We start from the raw sequence: 18,105 nt of genomic DNA on the forward strand, positions 1-18,105 counted from the left end.
ATTCACAGCCTATTAAAATGTCAGCCTTGGTTTAATAAGTTTAGCTACGGTAGCAGTCCATCCTGTCTGATGGGAAGCCCCTACGCCACGTCCATTGTCTCCATGGAAATATTCAAAGAAAGTGATATAATCTCTAAAGTGTTCATCATGATTAAATTTCGGATTTCCGCCGTTAAAAGCACGTTGGCCATGTTCATCCTTTAAGAAAATAGAGCAAAGTCTTTTACTGATATTTTGGGCTACTTCATCAAGATTTTTTTTATCCCCACTTCCTGTTGGAAACTCTACTTTCAGACTGTTCCCATAATAATAATGAAAACGCTGTAAGCTTTCCACAATCAGAAAATTAATAGGAAACCATATAGGGCCACGCCAGTTGCTGTTACCGCCAAACATTCTGCTGTCACTTTCTGCAGGAGTATAATAAACTATATTTTCCGTTCCGTGAACAGAAAATATAAAAGGATTTTCTTCATATACTTTAGACATGGCACGAATTCCGTAAGAACTTAAAAACTCCTTTTCATCAAGCATTCTTGTTAAAACTTTTGTCAGTCTGTTTTTACGAAGGATACTCATTAAGTGTTTCCTTCCATGTCCTTCCTCATCCCAATGAGAAACAAGCTTAGTAAGTTCAGGTTTGTTTTTTAAGATCCATTCCATTCTGCTTCTGAAGTTCGGCATCTTTTCCAGTAATCTGTGGTCTACGATTTCAACAGCAAAAAGAGGAATTAATCCCACAATACTTCTCAGCCTTAAAGATACACTGTCTCCGTTTCCAAGTTGAAGAACATCATAGAAAAAACCGTCTTCCTCATTCCAGAGTCCTTTGGTTCCTTCACCCAGATTTTCCATTGCTTCTGCGATATAAAGATAATGCTCAAAAAATTTAATAGCCATATCTTCATACACCTGGTAATATTGGGCCAGTTCCATTGCAATGCGCATCATATTTAAAGCGTACATGGCCATCCAGCTTGTTCCGTCAGCCTGTTCAAGATGCTGCCCATCTTTTAAAACCATATTCCGGTCAAAAGCACCAATGTTATCAAGACCCAGGAAACCGCCCCCGAAGATATTCTTTCCATTTTTATCCTTTCTGTTTACCCACCAGGTAAAGTTCAGGAGAAGCTTCTGGAATACTTTTTCCAGAAATAAAAGATCAGGTTTTCCATTATTTTTTTCATCAATTTTAAAAACCCTGAAGCAGGACCATGCATGTACAGGTGGGTTTACGTCGCTCATATTCCATTCATAGGCAGGAAGCTGCCCATTAGGATGCATATACCATTCCTTGGTCAATAGCAAAAGCTGTCCCTTGGCAAATTCTGCATCTATCATGGATAAAGGAACACAGTGAAAAGCCAGATCCCAGGTAGCATACCAGGGATATTCCCATTTATCAGGCATGGAAATAATATCCTTATTGTGGAGATGATTCCATTCTGTATTTCTTACATATTCATTAAAGTTTCTGGGTGCTTCAAAATTAGGATCACCTTTCAGCCACTTTCCAATATTGTAATGATAAAACTGTTTATTCCAGAGAAGTCCGGCAAAGGCCTGCCTTTGAACATTTCTTTCATCTTCATCAGGGGTGTCATGTTGAATTTCGCGGTAAAATTCTTCAGCTTCAGCTTTCCTGGTATTGAAGATCTCATCAAAGTTTTGAAAAGGTTCATCAGTTCCATCAGGACACAGTCTGAGTTCAAAAATCTTACATTGTCCGCCTTCAATAAGTTCGTCAATCAGAAAAGATGCTTTTGTTCCTCTTTTCTCAGGATTTACAGTGTCTCCCTTGTGAATAATAAAGTCATTAATACCGTCTTTGAAGTAAGTATTTTCAATCTTGGGAGCTCCGTAAAGCTTGGAAGTATTGGTTTCATTATCACAAAATACCCGTTTTGCATTCCCATTTCTGGAATATAGCTTTTTAATCGAAATACTGTCATGACCAATGCTGATACTCCCATCATGAGAAGAAGTCATTTCGCCCTTATAGGTATTATAGCCCCATTTCCAGTTGTTTCTGAACCATGCCGTTGGTGCTACCACAATTGGTGCGGCGTGCTGGCTTCGGTTACATACCGTAACCCTTACTAAAATATCGTTATGGTCAGCCTTACAATATTCAATGAAAATATCAAAATATTCATCGTCGTTGAAGATTCCGGTATCAAAAATTTCATATTCCGGTTCCTTTTTGCTGCGTTTTCCGTTTTCTGTAAGAAGCTCATCATAAGGAAATGCATTGATCGGATACTTATAAACCATTTTCATATAGCTATGAGTAGGAGTATTATCCAGGTAATAGAAAATTTCTTTGATATCTTCACCATGGTTTCCCTGAGGATTGCTCAACCCAAAGAACCGCTCTTTTACAATTTTATCTTTCTTGTTCCAAAATGAAAATGCAAAACAGAACAGCTGCTTGACATCGGAAATACCTGCAATACCTTCTTCTCCCCAACGGTAGGCATAGCTTTCTGCATTGTTATGATTGGTAAAGTTCCACGCATTTCCGTTTGGGCTGTAATCTTCACGTACATTTCCCCATTGCCGGTTGCTTACATAAGGTCCCCAGTTTTTCCATTTGGAATCTTGTAATCTTTCTTTTTCGGAGGTCATATCACATCATTTTTCTATACGAAGTTAGTTTTTTTGAAAAGTAATTCCAATTCCTATCATCTGAATAATTCTTAATATACCCTTGAAATACTTGTATTTATAGGGGATATTAAAATATTAAAATATTTTTTTTTTGAAATTAAAAGAAAAAAACTACCTTTGCATCATTCGTTCATTCAAATATTGAAAATGTTATCAAGAAAGGTTGAGGGATTAGACCCTATGAAACCTTAGCAACCCTTTGTGCAAGCAAAGAAGGTGCTACGTTCTACCAAAATAATTTTGGACAGATAACTACTGAAGTTCTTTTCAGCCATTTCCTGTGGCATTTTCAATTGTATTAAAAATAATAGAATTGAAAACAGAACTAAACTATATTAATCTTTCGTATCAAACCAATTCCCAAAAGGAATATTATATCCCGTTGAGCTATGAGCTTTTCGGGAAAGACCTGTTTACTGCACCCATTATTTTAATCAATCATGCGCTAACCGGAAACTCAAATGTATCCGGAGAAAAAGGATGGTGGAAACAATTAATTGGTGAAAATCAGGTAGTTGATACAAAAAAATATACAGTTCTGTGTTTTAATATTCCCGGAAACGGATATGATAATTTTTTAATTGAAGATTATGAAGATTTCACCCCGGCAGATATTGCCAATATCTTTTTGAAAGGGCTGGAAACTTTACAGATCAAAAAACTATATGCCATTATTGGAGGCTCTCTGGGAGGAAGCATTGCTTGGGAAATGCTTACAAAGCAGCCTAAACTGACGGAAATATTTATTCCTATAGCCTGTGATTACAGAACTCACGATTGGCTGCATGCACAATGTCTGGTTCAGAAGTTTTTATTGAATGATAAAGATGAACCTCTGCAAAAAGCCAGAATTCATGCTATGTTGTGTTACCGGACTCCACAATCACTCAATAACAGATTTCAAAACAAATACAATAAGGAGAAAAAAAGCTTAGAATCGGAAGATTGGCTGGTTTATCACGGTAATGCATTAAACGATAGATTTAGTTTAAAAGCATATAAGCTCATGAACCATCTGTTAATGAATATCAATGCAGATGAATCAATGCTGGATAAAGTCCAGGCACGAATGCACATGATCTCCGTTGATACAGATTTATTCTTTCCTGCTTCTGAGATCAGGATGTGTTTTGAAAGAATGGCAGAGAAAAATAAGAATGTTTCTTATCACGAGATCCAGTCAGTACATGGGCATGACGCCTTCCTAATGGAATACCAACAATTAAATACTATCATAAAAAATATTTTATATACTCATGAAAAATGCTAACGAAATAAAATTTTTGAAGAACAGATCAATCATTAAATTTGAAGGAGAAGATTTCCTTGGAGAAATCGGAATTGACGGACGAATTTTTAAAGCGCTCACTTTAGCGCGTATCAGTGTAGGGGTAATTTCCCAGCAAGCTATAGAAAACGGAATCTCTATTTTGGTTCAGGAAAATGATGCAGAAAAAGCAGTGGCTTGTCTTATCGATGAATTTGAAGCAGAAAGAAAATCGGGAAAAGTTTCCCAAATCTACAGCATCAATAATGTTTCTGTACTCGGATTTGTAGCAGAAGATTTTAATAAAGTCCTTGCTGAGCTGGCCAGAAATAATGTTTTTCCATTACTTTTAAACCAGGTTTCAGGAGAAAACAGAGTAAACATCGTAGTAACATCGTCACAGGATGAAAAAACCAGAAATATCTTAGAATCTGAAATATTCAAAAAACCAAAAACGGTTCACCTGGCAATTATAGGCCATGGAAATGTTGGAAAAACATTAATTGAACAGGTTCTTGAATCTTCAGAAGAAATTAAAAGACGCAAGAAAATAGACTTAAAAGTAGTTGCAGTAGCGAATTCAAAGAAAATAGCTTTCAATAAAAAAGGATTTGATGCAAATTGGAATGATGAGGTTCTAACAGCAGAACATTCATCAGATGTTCAGGAACTGATCAGATTCTCCAATGAAAATCAATTAGAAAATCTGATTGTCGTGGATAATACGGCGAGTAAGGATTTTGTAAAAAACTATCATGCCTTAGCCGAAAACGGATTTGACCTGGTTTCTTCCAATAAGATCTTCAACACACTTCCTATTGAAGAATATCGTAAACTAAGATATACGTTGAGTAAAAACAACAGACGGTATTTGTATGAAACAAATGTAGGAGCAGGTCTTCCGTTAATTGATACCATTAAATTATTACACCTTTCAGGAGAAAATATTACAAGAATAAAAGGCGTATTCTCGGGGTCTCTAAGCTATATCTTCAATAACTTCTCTGTAAGAAACGATAAGTTTTCCAAAGTTATCGGAGAAGCAATGGAGAAAGGGTACACAGAACCGGATCCGCGTGAAGATCTTTCTGGAAATGACGTAGCAAGAAAACTTCTGATTTTGGCAAGAGAGCTGGATCTGATCAACGAATTCCAGGATATTAATATTCAAAACCTGATTCCTGAAAATCTTCTGGCTGTAGAGAAAAGTGAATTTATCTCAAGATTGGAAGAACTCGATGAAGAATATCAGAAGATTAAAGAAAACCAGGAGCCTGGGCATGTACTGCGTTATGTAGGAGATCTGCACGGAAATCTGCAGGAAGAAAAAGGACAGCTTGATGTCAAGCTAGTTTCTGTACCTGGAAGTTCAGCATTAGGGCAGTTAAAAGGTTCAGACTCCATATTTGAGATTTATACAGAAAGCTACGGTGAAAATCCAATTGTTATTATGGGAGCCGGAGCCGGAGCGCAGGTAACTGCCAGAGGCGTTTTCGGAGATATTTTAAGAGTAAGTGAAATAAAATAAAATTAATATAACAATCTGACAATATAAAGTTTACCAATATTTATAAATGGACGTTCTGAGCGTAGCGAAGAATCTCATTGCTATATTGTTAGACTGCTATATTGGTAAATTAATTAAAACTATATGGAGAATTTTGAAACATCAGCAATAAGAACCCAAACTGAAAGAACCCAGTTTGACGAGCATTCCACGCCATTATATCTTACATCCAGCTTTATTTTCCAGGATGCCGAAGATATGAGGGCAAGTTTTGCCGAAGAAAAGCCTAAAAACCTATACAGCCGTTTCTCTAACCCGAACGTAACGGAATTCACAGATAAAATTGCTAAAATGGAAGGTGCAGAAGCAGGATATGCATTTGCGACGGGAATGGCGGCAATTTATTCCACATTTGCAGCATTATTGAATGCCGGCGATCATATTGTAAGCTGCCAGTCGGTTTTTGGATCTACCCATACCTTGTTTACCAAGTATTTTCCAAAATGGAATATTGAAACCACTTACTTCAAGGCAGGCGATGCTGAAAATGTAGAAAAATATATCAAGCCTAATACAAAGATTCTATATCTTGAAACACCCACCAATCCTGCTATTGAGATTTTGGATCTGGAGTTTTTCGGGCAGATTGCTAAAAAATACAATCTTATTTTCATTGTAGATAACTGTTTTGCAACGCCTTATCTCCAGCAGCCGATAAAATATGGTGCAGATGTTGTTGTACATTCAGCAACGAAGCTGATTGACGGACAGGGAAGAGTTTTAGGAGGAATTGCAGTAGGAAAGGAAGATCTGATCAGAGAAATTTATCTTTTTGCAAGAAATACAGGACCTGCACTATCTCCTTTTAATGCATGGGTATTATCAAAAAGCCTGGAGACATTGGCAATCCGTGTTGAAAAACATTGTGAAAATGCATTGAAAGTAGCCGAGTTTTTAGAAAGTCACCCTAATGTAGAACTGGTAAAATATCCATTCCTGAAATCCCATCCGAACTATGAAGTTGCCAAAAAACAGATGAAGCTCGGAGGAAATATCGTTGCTTTTGAAATAAAAGGAGGAATAGAGGGCGGAAGAAATTTCTTAGATAAGATACAAATGTGTTCACTTTCCGCTAACTTAGGTGATACAAGAACGATCGTTACTCATCCGGCTTCTACAACGCATTCCAAATTGTCTGATGAAGAGAGAAACGAAGTAGGGATTACGGCAGGTTTAGTCCGTTGTTCAGTAGGGCTGGAAAATGTAGAAGATATCATTGTAGACCTGAAGCAAGGCTTAGATTAGTTGAGGGTTTAGGGTTGACAGTTTATAGATAAAAAATGAGTAGAGATTATACAGAATTAGAGGTTTGGATTGAAGGAAGAAAATTGGTTAACCTAACTTATATTTTGACCACAAATTTTCCTAAAGAAGAATTATTTGCTTTAACCAGTCAAATAAGAAGAGTTGCTATTTCAATCCCATCAAATATAGCAGAAGGATGTGGAAGAAGAACATCTAAAGATACATTACACTTTTTGCATATTGCCAGGGGATCTCTTTACGAACTGGAAACCCAATTTTATCTGGCTTTAGACCAAGTATATATTTCTAAAGATGATTTTGAAATTGTAAATAGAAAAATCCTTTTATGTAAAAAGCTTATCAGCGGATTTATAAATTATTACAAAAAAATAGAAAATGAAAAATAGCATACAAGACTTTCAACTCTCAGCTCTCAACTCTCAACTCCAAAAGCGTATTCTCATCCTCGACGGTGCCATGGGAACAATGCTTCAGCGTTACAAGTTTGAAGAAGAAGATTATCGCGGAGAGCGATTCAAAGACTGGGAACATCCGGTAAAAGGAAATAATGACCTGCTTTCTTTGACACAGCCCCATGCGATTGAAGAAGTTCACAAAAAATATCTGGAAGCAGGTGCTGATATTATTGAAACAAATACGTTCTCAGGAACTACGATTGCGATGGCAGATTATCACATGGAAGAACTGGTCTATGAGCTGAACTATGAGTCTGCAAGAATTGCCAGAAAAGCCTGCGATGAATACACCGCAAAAAATCCTGATAAGCCGAGATTTGTGGCAGGATCTATAGGGCCTACAAACAGGACAGCAAGTTTAAGCCCCGATGTTAATGATCCTGGGTATAGAGCGATTACTTTCGAAGAATTGAGAGTAGCTTACAGGCAGCAATGTGAAGCACTATTGGATGGAGGATCAGATATTTTGTTGGTAGAAACCATCTTTGATACACTGAATGCCAAGGCCGCCTTATTTGCCATTGATGAACTTCAGGAAGAAAGAGGAATTACAATTCCAATCATGGTTTCAGGAACCATTACCGATGCCTCAGGAAGAACTTTGAGCGGGCAGACAGCAGAAGCCTTTCTGATCTCAGTTTCTCATTTGAACCTGTTAAGCGTGGGCTTCAACTGTGCTTTAGGAGCAGATCAGCTGACACCTTACCTGGAAACGCTGGCCCATAATTCAGAATTCTATGTTTCGGCTTATCCGAATGCAGGCTTACCGAATGCTTTTGGGAAATATGATGAGACACCGGAAGATATGGCCAGACAGATTAAAGAATATGTAGAAAAAGGATTGATCAATATTATCGGAGGATGCTGCGGTACTACTCCGGAACATATCAAGGCAATTGCTGATCTGGTAGAAAAATATCCGCCAAGAAAATTGAAGGAATTTGTGTGATTTGATAGATTTTTTTAATCAAAATCAAGAATGTTGGCTGGATTGTAAATATTAACTTTAAATAAACCATAAAGTTTAATGTAATGGAAAAGCCGAGTTACTTAAAAAATTCAGACGATGCGAAACTGTTTAATGAACTGAGAAAGAAAGTGAACCAAAGGGTAGAAGCAATTCCTGAAAACAGGGATATTTATATTCAGGTGAAGGCTGTTATCCTGCCGTTGATCTATATAAGCTTATACTTTTTTGCAGTTCTCAACGCAGAAAAACCTTGGATGTATATATTGAGTTTTATTGCAATGGGCATTTTTTTGGTTTTGATTTACTTAAATCTAATTCATGAAGCAGCTCATAATAATATTTATAAAAGTAGAAGACTGAATTTTCTGGTTTTGCACATTTTTGATTTTGTGGGAGCTAATTCCTACATCTGGAAAAAAAGGCATATAGCAAGTCATCATGCCTATCCGAATGTGGACGGCTGGGATACCGATATCGAGCAGAGTGGTTTGCTGTTAATCATTCCCTGGATCAAAGCAAAAGGAGTACAGAAGTATCAGGATAAGTTTTTCTTTTTAGTATATCCGTTGTATTTATTCAACTGGATGTTTATAAGAGATTTTAGAGACTTCTTTGATAAGGAAAGGGTGATTTTGAAAACCCAGGGAAAAATACCTGCGATAGAAAAAATAAAAATGATAGGCTATAAGTTGTTCTACTTTTTTTATCAGATTGTAATTCCTGTTATGTTCTTTAAAGTATCAGTAGGCTTGGCATTGGGAGCATGGTTTTTACAGGTGATTTCAGCAAGTATTTTTGCCTTGTTTGTTTTATTGCCCCTGCATCCGCTGCCTGATAATGCTTTTCCGAGATTAGACAGGAGTAATGGACTTCCATTCAGCTGGCTTCGTCACCAATTTGAAGTCACTAATGATTTAAAAGAAAACAATTGGCTGGTGAGAAATGTGTTGGGGAATTTTAATTTCCATGTTGCCCATCATTTATTTCCAAATTATAGCTATATGTATTATAACGAAATCACTGAGGAGATAGAAAAATTTGCTAGAGAGCATGGTTTAGCATACAAAAGATTTCCACTGATCACTGCTTTAGCCAAGCATAGAGATTTATTAAGGCAGAATGCAAATAATGCCTATTATATTTTAGAAGAATAAAATTAAATGAAGTATTTAAGATTATCGGGCCTTGAGCCTCTTATCATAACACCGGAGAGTAATTTCATCAATGTTGGTGAAAGAACCAATGTTGCCGGCTCCAAAAAATTTTTAAGACTTATTAAAGAGGAGAAATTCTCTGAAGCATTAGATATTGCCCGCCATCAGGTGGAAGGTGGGGCGCAAATTCTTGATGTCAATTTTGATGATGGATTGATTGACGGAAAAGCGTCCATGATCAAGTTCCTGAACTTAATTGCTTCCGAACCGGATATCGCAAGAATACCAATCATGGTGGATTCTTCCAAATGGGAAATCTTAGAAGCTGGTCTTCAGGTGGCACAGGGGAAATGTGTGGTAAATTCCATCAGCTTAAAAGAAGGAGAAGAAGAATTTATCAAACATGCAAAAGCCATCAAAAGATATGGTGCTGCTGTGATTGTAATGGCATTTGATGAGGTAGGGCAGGCAGATAGTCTTGAACGGAGAATTGAAATCTCAAAAAGGTCTTATGATATTTTGGTGAACCAGATTGGTTTTCCTGCCGAAGATATCATTTTCGATTTAAATATTTTTCCGGTGGCCACAGGAATGGATGAACATAGAAGAAATGCCATCGATTTTATTGAAGCAACACGTTGGGTAAGAAATAATCTTCCCTATGCATCTGTAAGCGGAGGGGTGAGTAATGTTTCTTTCTCATTCCGTGGAAATGATACCGTAAGGGAAGCCATGCATTCCGTATTTCTTTATCATGCCATCCAGGCCGGAATGAACATCGGAATTGTAAACCCTGCAATGCTGGAGGTTTATGATGAAATTAATAAAGAACTTCTGGAGCTTGTAGAAGATGTCATTCTTGATAAGAGAGAAGATGCTACAGAAAGACTTTTGGATTATTCCGAAAAACATAAGTCGGTAAAGAAAGAAAAAACCGAAGATTTAGAATGGAGAAACAATCCTTTGCAGGAAAGAATTACGTATGCACTGGTAAAAGGTATCGACCGTTTTATTGAAGAAGATGTAGAAGAAGCCAGACAAGTTGCCGAAAAACCGCTTCATGTCATAGAAATTAATCTGATGACCGGAATGGGAGTGGTAGGAGATTTATTTGGAAGCGGAAAAATGTTCCTGCCACAGGTCGTAAAGTCGGCAAGAGTAATGAAAAAAGCAGTTGCCTATTTACAGCCTTATATTGAAGCTGAAAAAGACGGATCAAGACCTGCGAATGGGAAAATTCTAATGGCAACAGTAAAAGGAGATGTTCACGATATTGGTAAAAATATTGTGAGTGTAGTTTTAGGCTGTAACAATTATGAAATCGTTGATCTTGGAGTGATGGTGCCTGCCGAAAAGATTATTCAGACAGCCATTGCAGAAAAAGTAGATGTCATTGGATTAAGCGGGTTAATTACTCCAAGTCTGGATGAGATGGTATATATCGCTTCAGAATTAGAAAGACAAAACTTAGATTTTCCTTTATTGATCGGAGGTGCTACTACATCAAAAGCACATACTGCTGTGAAAATCGATTTAAAATATAAAAATGCAGTTGTTCACGTGAATGATGCTTCAAGAGCAGTAAATGTAGTAAGTTCATTATTGGGTGACCGAAATAAAGAATATGTTTCAGATCTAAAGAATGATTACTCAGATTTCAGGGAAAAATTCCTGAACAGACAGGTTGATAAAGACTATGTATCAATTGAAGAAGCAAGAAAAAATCATTTTACAATTGATTGGGAAAATGAAGAGATTTTTACACCGAATAACTTAGGTATAAAAGTTTTTGAAAACCAGGATTTGCATGAGCTTCTTCCTTTTATAGACTGGTCGCCGTTTTTCAGAAGCTGGGACCTGCATGGGAAATACCCTAATATTCTAGAAGATAAGGTAGTAGGCGTTCAGGCTAAAGAGTTATTTAAGGATGCCCAGGTTATTTTAAAAAGAATTTTAGACGAAAAATTATTAACAGCAAAAGCCATCTTCGGAATTTTTAAAGCCAACTCCAATGAATCTGACGATATCTTAATCTTTGATGAGAATAATAATGAGCAGGCTAAGTTTTTAACTTTAAGACAGCAGGCTCAAAGATCAAAAGGAAAAGAATATTTGGCTTTAAGTGATTTTATTGCTCCTCAGAGTTCAGGAAAAACAGATTATGTAGGAGCTTTCTGTGTGACCACAGGTTTTGGAACAGATGAATTGTCCGCTGAATATGAAAAAGCCAATGATGATTATAATGCCATCATGGTAAAAGCATTGGCAGACCGTTTTGCAGAAGCTTATGCCGAGTTTTTACATAAAAAAGTAAGAACCGAGTACTGGGGCTATGCCAATCAGGAAAACTTAAGCAACGAAGATCTGATTGCTGAAAAATACAAAGGAGTTCGTCCTGCACCCGGATATCCGGCCTGCCCTGACCATTTGGAAAAGAAAACAATCTGGGATCTTTTAAAAGTAGAAGAAAATATAGGCGTTTACCTTACCGAAAGTTTAGCCATGTTTCCTACAGCAGCGGTTTCCGGATACTATTTCGGAAGCCCGCATGCAAAATACTTCGGTTTAGGAAAAATTACAGAAGACCAGCTTAAAGACTATGCTGCAAGAAGAGGGTGTACCATTCAGGAAGCAAGAAAATGGTTGTCACCCAACTTAGCAGATTAAAAAAAGTTTATAGTTCATGGGTGAGAGCTGATAGTTTGTTTACAAATCAAGACTCTTAGCTATCAACTATCAACCAACAACTAAAATATAACATGAAGATAACAGAACACATTAAAAACGCAAATGGAAAAACTTTATTCTCCTTAGAAGTTGTTCCGCCACAGAAAGGAATCGGTATTGAAGATCTGTATACGAACATAGATCCGCTGATGGAATTCAAGCCCCCGTTCATTGATGTTACCACTTCAAGAGAGGAATATATCTATCTCGATAAAGGAAATGGGCTGGTGGAACGTCGTATTACAAGAATGCGGCCGGGAACGTTGGGAATCTGTGCCGCTATTCAACATAAATATAATGTAGATACAGTTCCACATTTGCTGTGTGGAGGATTTACAAAAGAAGAAACAGAATATCTTTTGGTAGACTGTATGTACCTTGGAATAGATAACGTTATGGCATTGAGAGGAGATGCAATGAAAGGACATCAGTATTTTGAACCTACCCAGGGAGGGCATGCCAGTGCTATGGACCTTGTCAACCAGATTAATAACCTGGGAAGAGGAAAGTACCTTCATGACGAAGATCAGATTTGTGATGAGCTTAATAAATTCTGCATAGGAGTGGCTGGATATCCCGAAAAACATATGGAGGCACCCTCCATGAATTATGACCTGAAATGGCTGAAGCAGAAAGTAGATGCCGGAGCAGATTATATTGTGACTCAGATGTTCTTTGACAATAAAAAGTATATTGAATTCGTTCAGAAAGCAAGAGAAATGGGAATTACCGTTCCTATTATTCCGGGAATTAAACCTATTGCTACCAAAAGGCACTTGAAACTGTTGCCACAAGTATTTAAAATAGATCTGCCGGAAGAATTAATCAATGAAGTTGAAAATGCTAAAAATAATGAAGCCGTAAAACAAATCGGAATAGAATGGGCCATTGCCCAATGTAAAGAACTGCTGGATTTTGGAGTTCCTGTTTTACACTTTTACTCCATGGGGAAAAGTGATAATATTAAAAAAGTAGCCGGTGAGCTATTCTAATAAAAGTACCAAAAATGAAAGGAATCTCTGTCTATATGACAGGGATTTTTATTTTTAATCTGAAGCAAAACTGAATCTTTGGTCTTCAATAACTTCCATCTTTCAGACCCAGACTTCCTCATTTTAAAGGATAGGATGTCTTTCAAATTCTTTATTTCTATCGAATAAATATCGGTAAGTTGCGAGCTTCCTGGTCACTGTAGTATCAAGAGCTTCTGCAATTTTGATCATCTTTGGATTAAAATCACCAATCCACTGCAGTTCAGTAGTTGTAAAATCTGTATGTTCTCTCAAATGCTGGGTCCCTTTCCAGATCATATACCCATCAATACCTTTTTTCTGCCATTCTGGAACTACCCCGAAAACCAGACCAACCATTTTTTCATTCCTTTTAAACTCCTTTAGCCATAAAAATTTAAGCTTTTCAAAAATTCCGAATTTTCCATTGAGATATTTAAACCATTGATTAAGATCCGGGAGATTAATCCACATCGCAATCGGTTTTTCATTTTCATACACAAACCATGAGATATGTTCATTGATAATAGGCTTCATCGTATTAAACATTTTCAGGACCTTAGCTTCCTCTATATGTTTCCCTTCACCGTGAGAAGCCCAGGCTTTATTGTACACCTCCGTAAAATCTTTGGCAAATTTTTTCAGGTTATTCTTTTTCATAGGCTGGGCAGAAATAGCAGGATTTCTCCTGTTTCTCTCATAAGCAATAGTGAAAACCCTTGAAACCTCTGCGAAAATGGGTCTTGTAAAACAAAATTGTTCAAAATAAATCTGAAAACCATAATTTTCAAAAAGCTCCTTATAGTAAGGTGGATTGTAATTCATACCAAACAAAGGTTCAGTAAATCCTTCAATCAAAAGACCCCAGAATTTATCCCTTTCTCCAAAATTGATAGGCCCATCCATTGCTTCCATACCTTTTTCCTGAAGCCAGCTTTTACAATGGTCAAAAATAAAATTAGCCGTTTGCTGATCATGAATACAGTCGAAAAAACCAAAACCTCCTGTTGGCTGCTTTTGTTCATAACAGGTGTTGATAAAAACAGCGACTTTACCCACTGTTTTGTCATTCTTTTTAAACAAAAACCTTTTACATTCTCCATATTTGAAAAACTTACTCTTTCGGGGATCAAAAATTTCTTCAATATGTTTATCTAAAGGGCGTATATAATGGTTGTCGTGGAGATAAAGTTGTGCAGGGAATTCCAGAAATTCCTTTTTATGTTTTTCATTTTGTACTTCTTCGACAATAATCATAGGTTTTTTAATAAGACTGGTTATAAAAGATAATATTTTTCGGTCTATTTTAAAATAAATGAATTAATATTATCCGTATTTTTGCTGCAAATTAAATAAAAATGGTTGATTTTACTGATAACGACGATGATATTTTCACAGGAAAAGAACATACGCCTATAAGGGAAAATGCTTTTGATAAATCGCCACAGGAAAAAATTGAAAAAATTACTGAGCTGTTTGGTGAAATTATGGAAACCCTTGGGTTAGACATGACAGACGACTCTTTAAAAGATTCTCCGAAGCGTGTAGCCAAAATGTATGTGAATGAGATTTTCGGCGGATTACTGCCGGAAAATAAGCCGGGTATTTCTACCTTTTCCAATAAATATAAGTACCGTCAGATGTTAGTGGAAAAAGATATTACCGTATATTCTTTCTGCGAACATCATTTCCTTCCGATTATTGGAAGAGCACACGTAGCCTATATCTCAAACGGAGAAGTAATAGGTCTTTCAAAAATTAACAGAATTGTTGATTATTATGCAAAAAGACCACAGGTTCAGGAAAGATTGACTATGCAGATTGTAGACGCCCTGAAAGAAGCTTTAGGAACAAAAAACGTAGCCTGCATCATTGATGCCAAACACCTTTGTGTAAACTGCAGAGGAATTAAAGATACATCAAGCTCCACCATAACAGCTGAATTAAGTGGTATTTTCAGAACAAACCCTATTACAAGACAGGAATTCTTACATTATGTAGGAAGCCATGCAAAACTAGATTATTAGTAATGAATTATCAGGTTCTTAAGCATATGGTAGATGCCGGACTTCAGAGCTTTCAAACAATTTCCGAAGAAGAATGGAATTATAAAGCTACACCAGAAAAATGGTCTAAAAAAGAAATTATAGGACATCTTTGTGACAGTGCTTTTACAAATATCCGTAGATTTGTAGTCACTCAATATAAGGAGAATGAGAATATTGTATACGATCAGAATGAATGGGTGAAAATCCAGAACTATCAGAATGTTCCTACTGATGAGGTTATCAGCCTTTGGAAGACGTTGAACTACCAGATTGTTCGTGTTGTTGAAAATATTCCTGATGAAGCACTACAGAGAACTTGTGATACCACCAAAACAGAACTCCAGGTTTTTACATTGGAATTTATTATCAATGATTATGTAGAACATTTGCAACATCATTTAAAAGCGATTTGATTATGATAAAATTTAAAAAAGTTTCAGATAAAATTTATATCACAACAATTATTTGTTGTGACAGAATATTATTTTAACTAATTTTTAAATCTTAAACTATTGAATCTTTAATAAAAAATAAATGCAACTAAAAATATATAACTCGCTTACAGCAGAAAAAGAAATATTCAAACCTATTTTAGAAGGTAATATCGGAATGTATGTCTGTGGGCCTACCGTTTATAGTAATGTACACCTGGGAAATGTAAGAACTTTCCTTTCTTTCGATTTTATCTACCGTACCCTAATGCATTTAGGGTATAAAGTGAGATATGTAAGAAACATTACCGATGCCGGACACCTTACCGATGACGGAAACGTAGATAATGACAGATTTGTAAAACAGACCAGACTTGAAAAGCTGGAGCCTATGGAAATCGTACAGAAATATACCGTAGATTTTCATAAAGTGTTAGAGATGTTCAACCTGCTTCCTCCCAATATCGAACCCACAGCTACCGGTCATATTGTGGAACAGATCGAACTGACACAAAAACTGATTGAAAGAGGTTTCGCCTACGAAAGCAACGGTTCAGTATACTTCGATGTATTGGAATACAATAAAAGAGGACTTAATTATGGTGAACTTTCAAAACGTAATATAGAAGAGCTTTTTGCCAATACCCGTGATCTTGACGGACAAGGTGAGAAAAAGAACCCACAGGATTTTGCCCTTTGGAAAAAAGCCTCTCCCGCTCATATTATGAGATGGAACTCTCCCTGGGGAGAAGGATTCCCGGGATGGCACCTTGAATGTACAGCGATGAGCACAAAATATCTTGGAGAAACTTTCGATATTCACGGAGGAGGCATGGACTTGAAATTCCCACACCACGAATGTGAAATCGCCCAAGGGAAAGCATGCAACGACGCTGCTCCGGTAAATTACTGGATGCATGCCAATATGTTGACGATGAATTCCCAGCGTATGAGTAAATCTACAGGAAACTATATTCTTCCTATGCAACTGGTTACAGGAGATAACGACTTCTTTGAAAAGCCTTTCCATCCGTCAATTGTTCGTTTCTGCTTCCTGCAGGCACATTACAGAAGTGTTTTGGATATTTCCAATGATGCGATGATAGCCAGCGAAAAAGGATTTATCAGATTGATGGAGGCTGTGAAAGTATTAAACTCAATCACTCCTGACGATAATAAACATTCTGCTTTCAGCCTTAAAGAATGGAAAAACAAATGTTATGAAGCATTAACCGATGATTTCAATTCTCCAATTCTGATTGCTCATTTATTTGAAGCTGTAAAATACATCTTTGCTTTAAATGATGCCAAAGAAACCATCTCTACACAAGACCTTAAAGATTTAAAGGCAACTTTGAATGCTTTTATCTTTGATGTATTGGGATTACAGGCTGTAGAGGAAAATAACAATGAAAAACTTGATCAGACATTGAAAGTTTTAATTGAACTTAGAAATCAGGCAAGAAAATCCAAGAACTTTGACCTTTCAGATCAGATCAGAGACAAGCTACTGGCTGAAGGTATCGAATTAAAAGACGGGCGAGACGGAACATCTTATGTCCTGAATTAAACCATATAACTTTACTTTATAATCATTCCGTGAGAATCTTTAACAGCTAAGATTTTCACGGAATGTTTTTTTTTGTTCACTCCCAAACTCTCAGACTCTCCAACCCTCCAACTCTCGAACTCTCAAACCCTCGAACTCTCCAACTCATGAGGAGCTTTTTCCCGCTATCCACTCATACTCCTCGCGCATGGCTCCCTGCGCTGTATCCCTCCATTTTCCAAGCTATGCTGCGGGGTACCCGTTACTATCGGGGCTAGGGTAGGAGTGATACATTACAAAAGAAGCCTGATAAAAAAGTAGTAAGTGAACGGTCAATGGTCAATAGCCAATAGTGAATGATCAATGATCAATAGCCATCCGCCAGTAGCCATCCGCCAATAATAAACCCATTCTTTCCGGAACACCTGTTCAATAGGAAACATATTTTAGCCCGCCCACATAAAACAAACCCCATCCATTGGCTTTAGCCAAAACCAAATCCAGTACCTTCAGATAAGACAACCCGATCATATAAAAGTAATATATAGTAAAAGAACAATACCATATATATGGAATAACTTCCATCACCTATCACCTATCACCTATCACCTATCACTCACAACTCATAACTCATAACTCATAACTCCTCACTCATAACTCCTCAAACATTTGTTTAAAACTTTTACCCTTACCTCCCAGCGTGTTAAGATAAAAAATGAACGGAATATGAATTTATTGTTACATAAACTTGTTTGGTATAGGTAAGTTGGCTTACCTTTGCCGCACTGAAAAACGAAAGAAGATCAGTAAGCGCAGAAGAGCTTTTAGATAAGCATAAAACGTATACTCGAAAAGAAAATAAGTCTAAAAAAGGCTTCAGAAATTTTTAGAAATAAAAGTTGCGGAAGTAAAAAAGATTTGTATCTTTGCAGTCCCAATACGGGAGCGCAGGAGTATAGAAGATTAAGGGTTATAGAAGGAGTTAAGGTTA

The 18,105-nt window shown here is 36.8% G+C and carries 13 protein-coding genes and 1 riboswitch; of the genes, 11 read left to right on the top strand and 2 right to left on the bottom strand.

The window, feature by feature from the left end; genetic code table 11:
* Positions 1–12: 12 nt before the first annotated feature.
* Positions 13–2,628, bottom strand: a complete 2,616-nt coding sequence (locus MP477_RS16730) for a glucosidase (RefSeq protein WP_257191262.1) — start codon at positions 2,626–2,628, stop codon at positions 13–15.
* Positions 2,629–2,817: 189 nt separating this feature from the next.
* A riboswitch (SAM riboswitch) is annotated at positions 2,818–2,925 on the top strand.
* A 58-nt stretch (positions 2,926–2,983) separates the two neighbouring features.
* Between MP477_RS16730 and MP477_RS22855 the strand changes: the two genes are divergently transcribed.
* The 8 genes from MP477_RS22855 to metF all read left to right on the top strand — a co-directional run bounded on the left by MP477_RS22855 (position 2,984) and on the right by metF (position 13,068).
* Positions 2,984–3,940 carry an alpha/beta fold hydrolase gene (locus MP477_RS22855; RefSeq protein ID WP_257191263.1) on the top strand — a complete coding sequence of 319 codons (957 nt, stop codon included), beginning with the start codon at positions 2,984–2,986 and terminating at the stop codon, positions 3,938–3,940.
* Positions 3,927–5,465 (top strand): ACT domain-containing protein, encoded by a 1,539-nt coding sequence (locus MP477_RS22860; protein WP_257191264.1) that lies wholly within the window; start codon positions 3,927–3,929, stop codon positions 5,463–5,465. Before MP477_RS22855 ends, MP477_RS22860 begins: the two co-directional genes overlap by 14 nt.
* 123 nt (positions 5,466–5,588) lie before the next feature.
* On the top strand, positions 5,589–6,749 hold the full coding sequence (locus MP477_RS16745; protein ID WP_257191265.1) for an O-succinylhomoserine sulfhydrylase: 1,161 nt from the start codon (positions 5,589–5,591) through the stop codon (positions 6,747–6,749).
* 35 nt (positions 6,750–6,784) lie between these two features.
* Positions 6,785–7,156, top strand: coding sequence for a four helix bundle protein (locus tag MP477_RS16750; protein WP_257191266.1), 372 nt, complete (start codon positions 6,785–6,787; stop codon positions 7,154–7,156).
* Positions 7,146–8,174, top strand: coding sequence for a homocysteine S-methyltransferase family protein (locus MP477_RS16755; protein ID WP_257191267.1), 1,029 nt, complete (start codon positions 7,146–7,148; stop codon positions 8,172–8,174). Before MP477_RS16750 ends, MP477_RS16755 begins: the two co-directional genes overlap by 11 nt.
* 83 nt (positions 8,175–8,257) lie before the next feature.
* Positions 8,258–9,349 (top strand): fatty acid desaturase, encoded by a 1,092-nt coding sequence (locus tag MP477_RS16760; protein WP_257191268.1) that lies wholly within the window; start codon positions 8,258–8,260, stop codon positions 9,347–9,349.
* Positions 9,350–9,355: 6 nt separating this feature from the next.
* Positions 9,356–12,016 (top strand): methionine synthase, encoded by a 2,661-nt coding sequence (metH, locus tag MP477_RS16765; RefSeq protein ID WP_257191269.1) that lies wholly within the window; start codon positions 9,356–9,358, stop codon positions 12,014–12,016.
* 92 nt (positions 12,017–12,108) lie between these two features.
* Positions 12,109–13,068, top strand: a complete 960-nt coding sequence (gene metF / locus MP477_RS16770) for a methylenetetrahydrofolate reductase [NAD(P)H] (protein WP_230034206.1) — start codon at positions 12,109–12,111, stop codon at positions 13,066–13,068.
* Between the two features lie 123 nt (positions 13,069–13,191).
* On the opposite strand, the gene MP477_RS16775 is transcribed toward metF, so the two are convergent.
* On the bottom strand, positions 13,192–14,343 hold the full coding sequence (locus MP477_RS16775) for a hypothetical protein (RefSeq protein WP_257191270.1): 1,152 nt from the start codon (positions 14,341–14,343) through the stop codon (positions 13,192–13,194).
* 101 nt (positions 14,344–14,444) lie between these two features.
* Between MP477_RS16775 and folE the strand changes: the two genes are divergently transcribed.
* From folE to cysS, 3 genes are all read left to right on the top strand, one after another.
* Entirely contained in the window at positions 14,445–15,113 is a 669-nt protein-coding gene (folE, locus tag MP477_RS16780) for a GTP cyclohydrolase I FolE (protein ID WP_230034210.1), read from the top strand.
* Between the two features lie 2 nt (positions 15,114–15,115).
* A complete protein-coding gene (locus MP477_RS16785; RefSeq protein ID WP_257191271.1) occupies positions 15,116–15,547 on the top strand; it encodes a DinB family protein in 432 nt (143 codons plus the stop codon).
* 121 nt (positions 15,548–15,668) lie between these two features.
* A complete protein-coding gene (gene cysS / locus MP477_RS16790) occupies positions 15,669–17,135 on the top strand; it encodes a cysteine--tRNA ligase (protein ID WP_257191272.1) in 1,467 nt (488 codons plus the stop codon).
* Positions 17,136–18,105 lie beyond the last annotated feature (970 nt).

This window comes from Chryseobacterium sp. WG23, assembly GCF_024586575.1.
Taxonomy (GTDB): domain Bacteria; phylum Bacteroidota; class Bacteroidia; order Flavobacteriales; family Weeksellaceae; genus Chryseobacterium.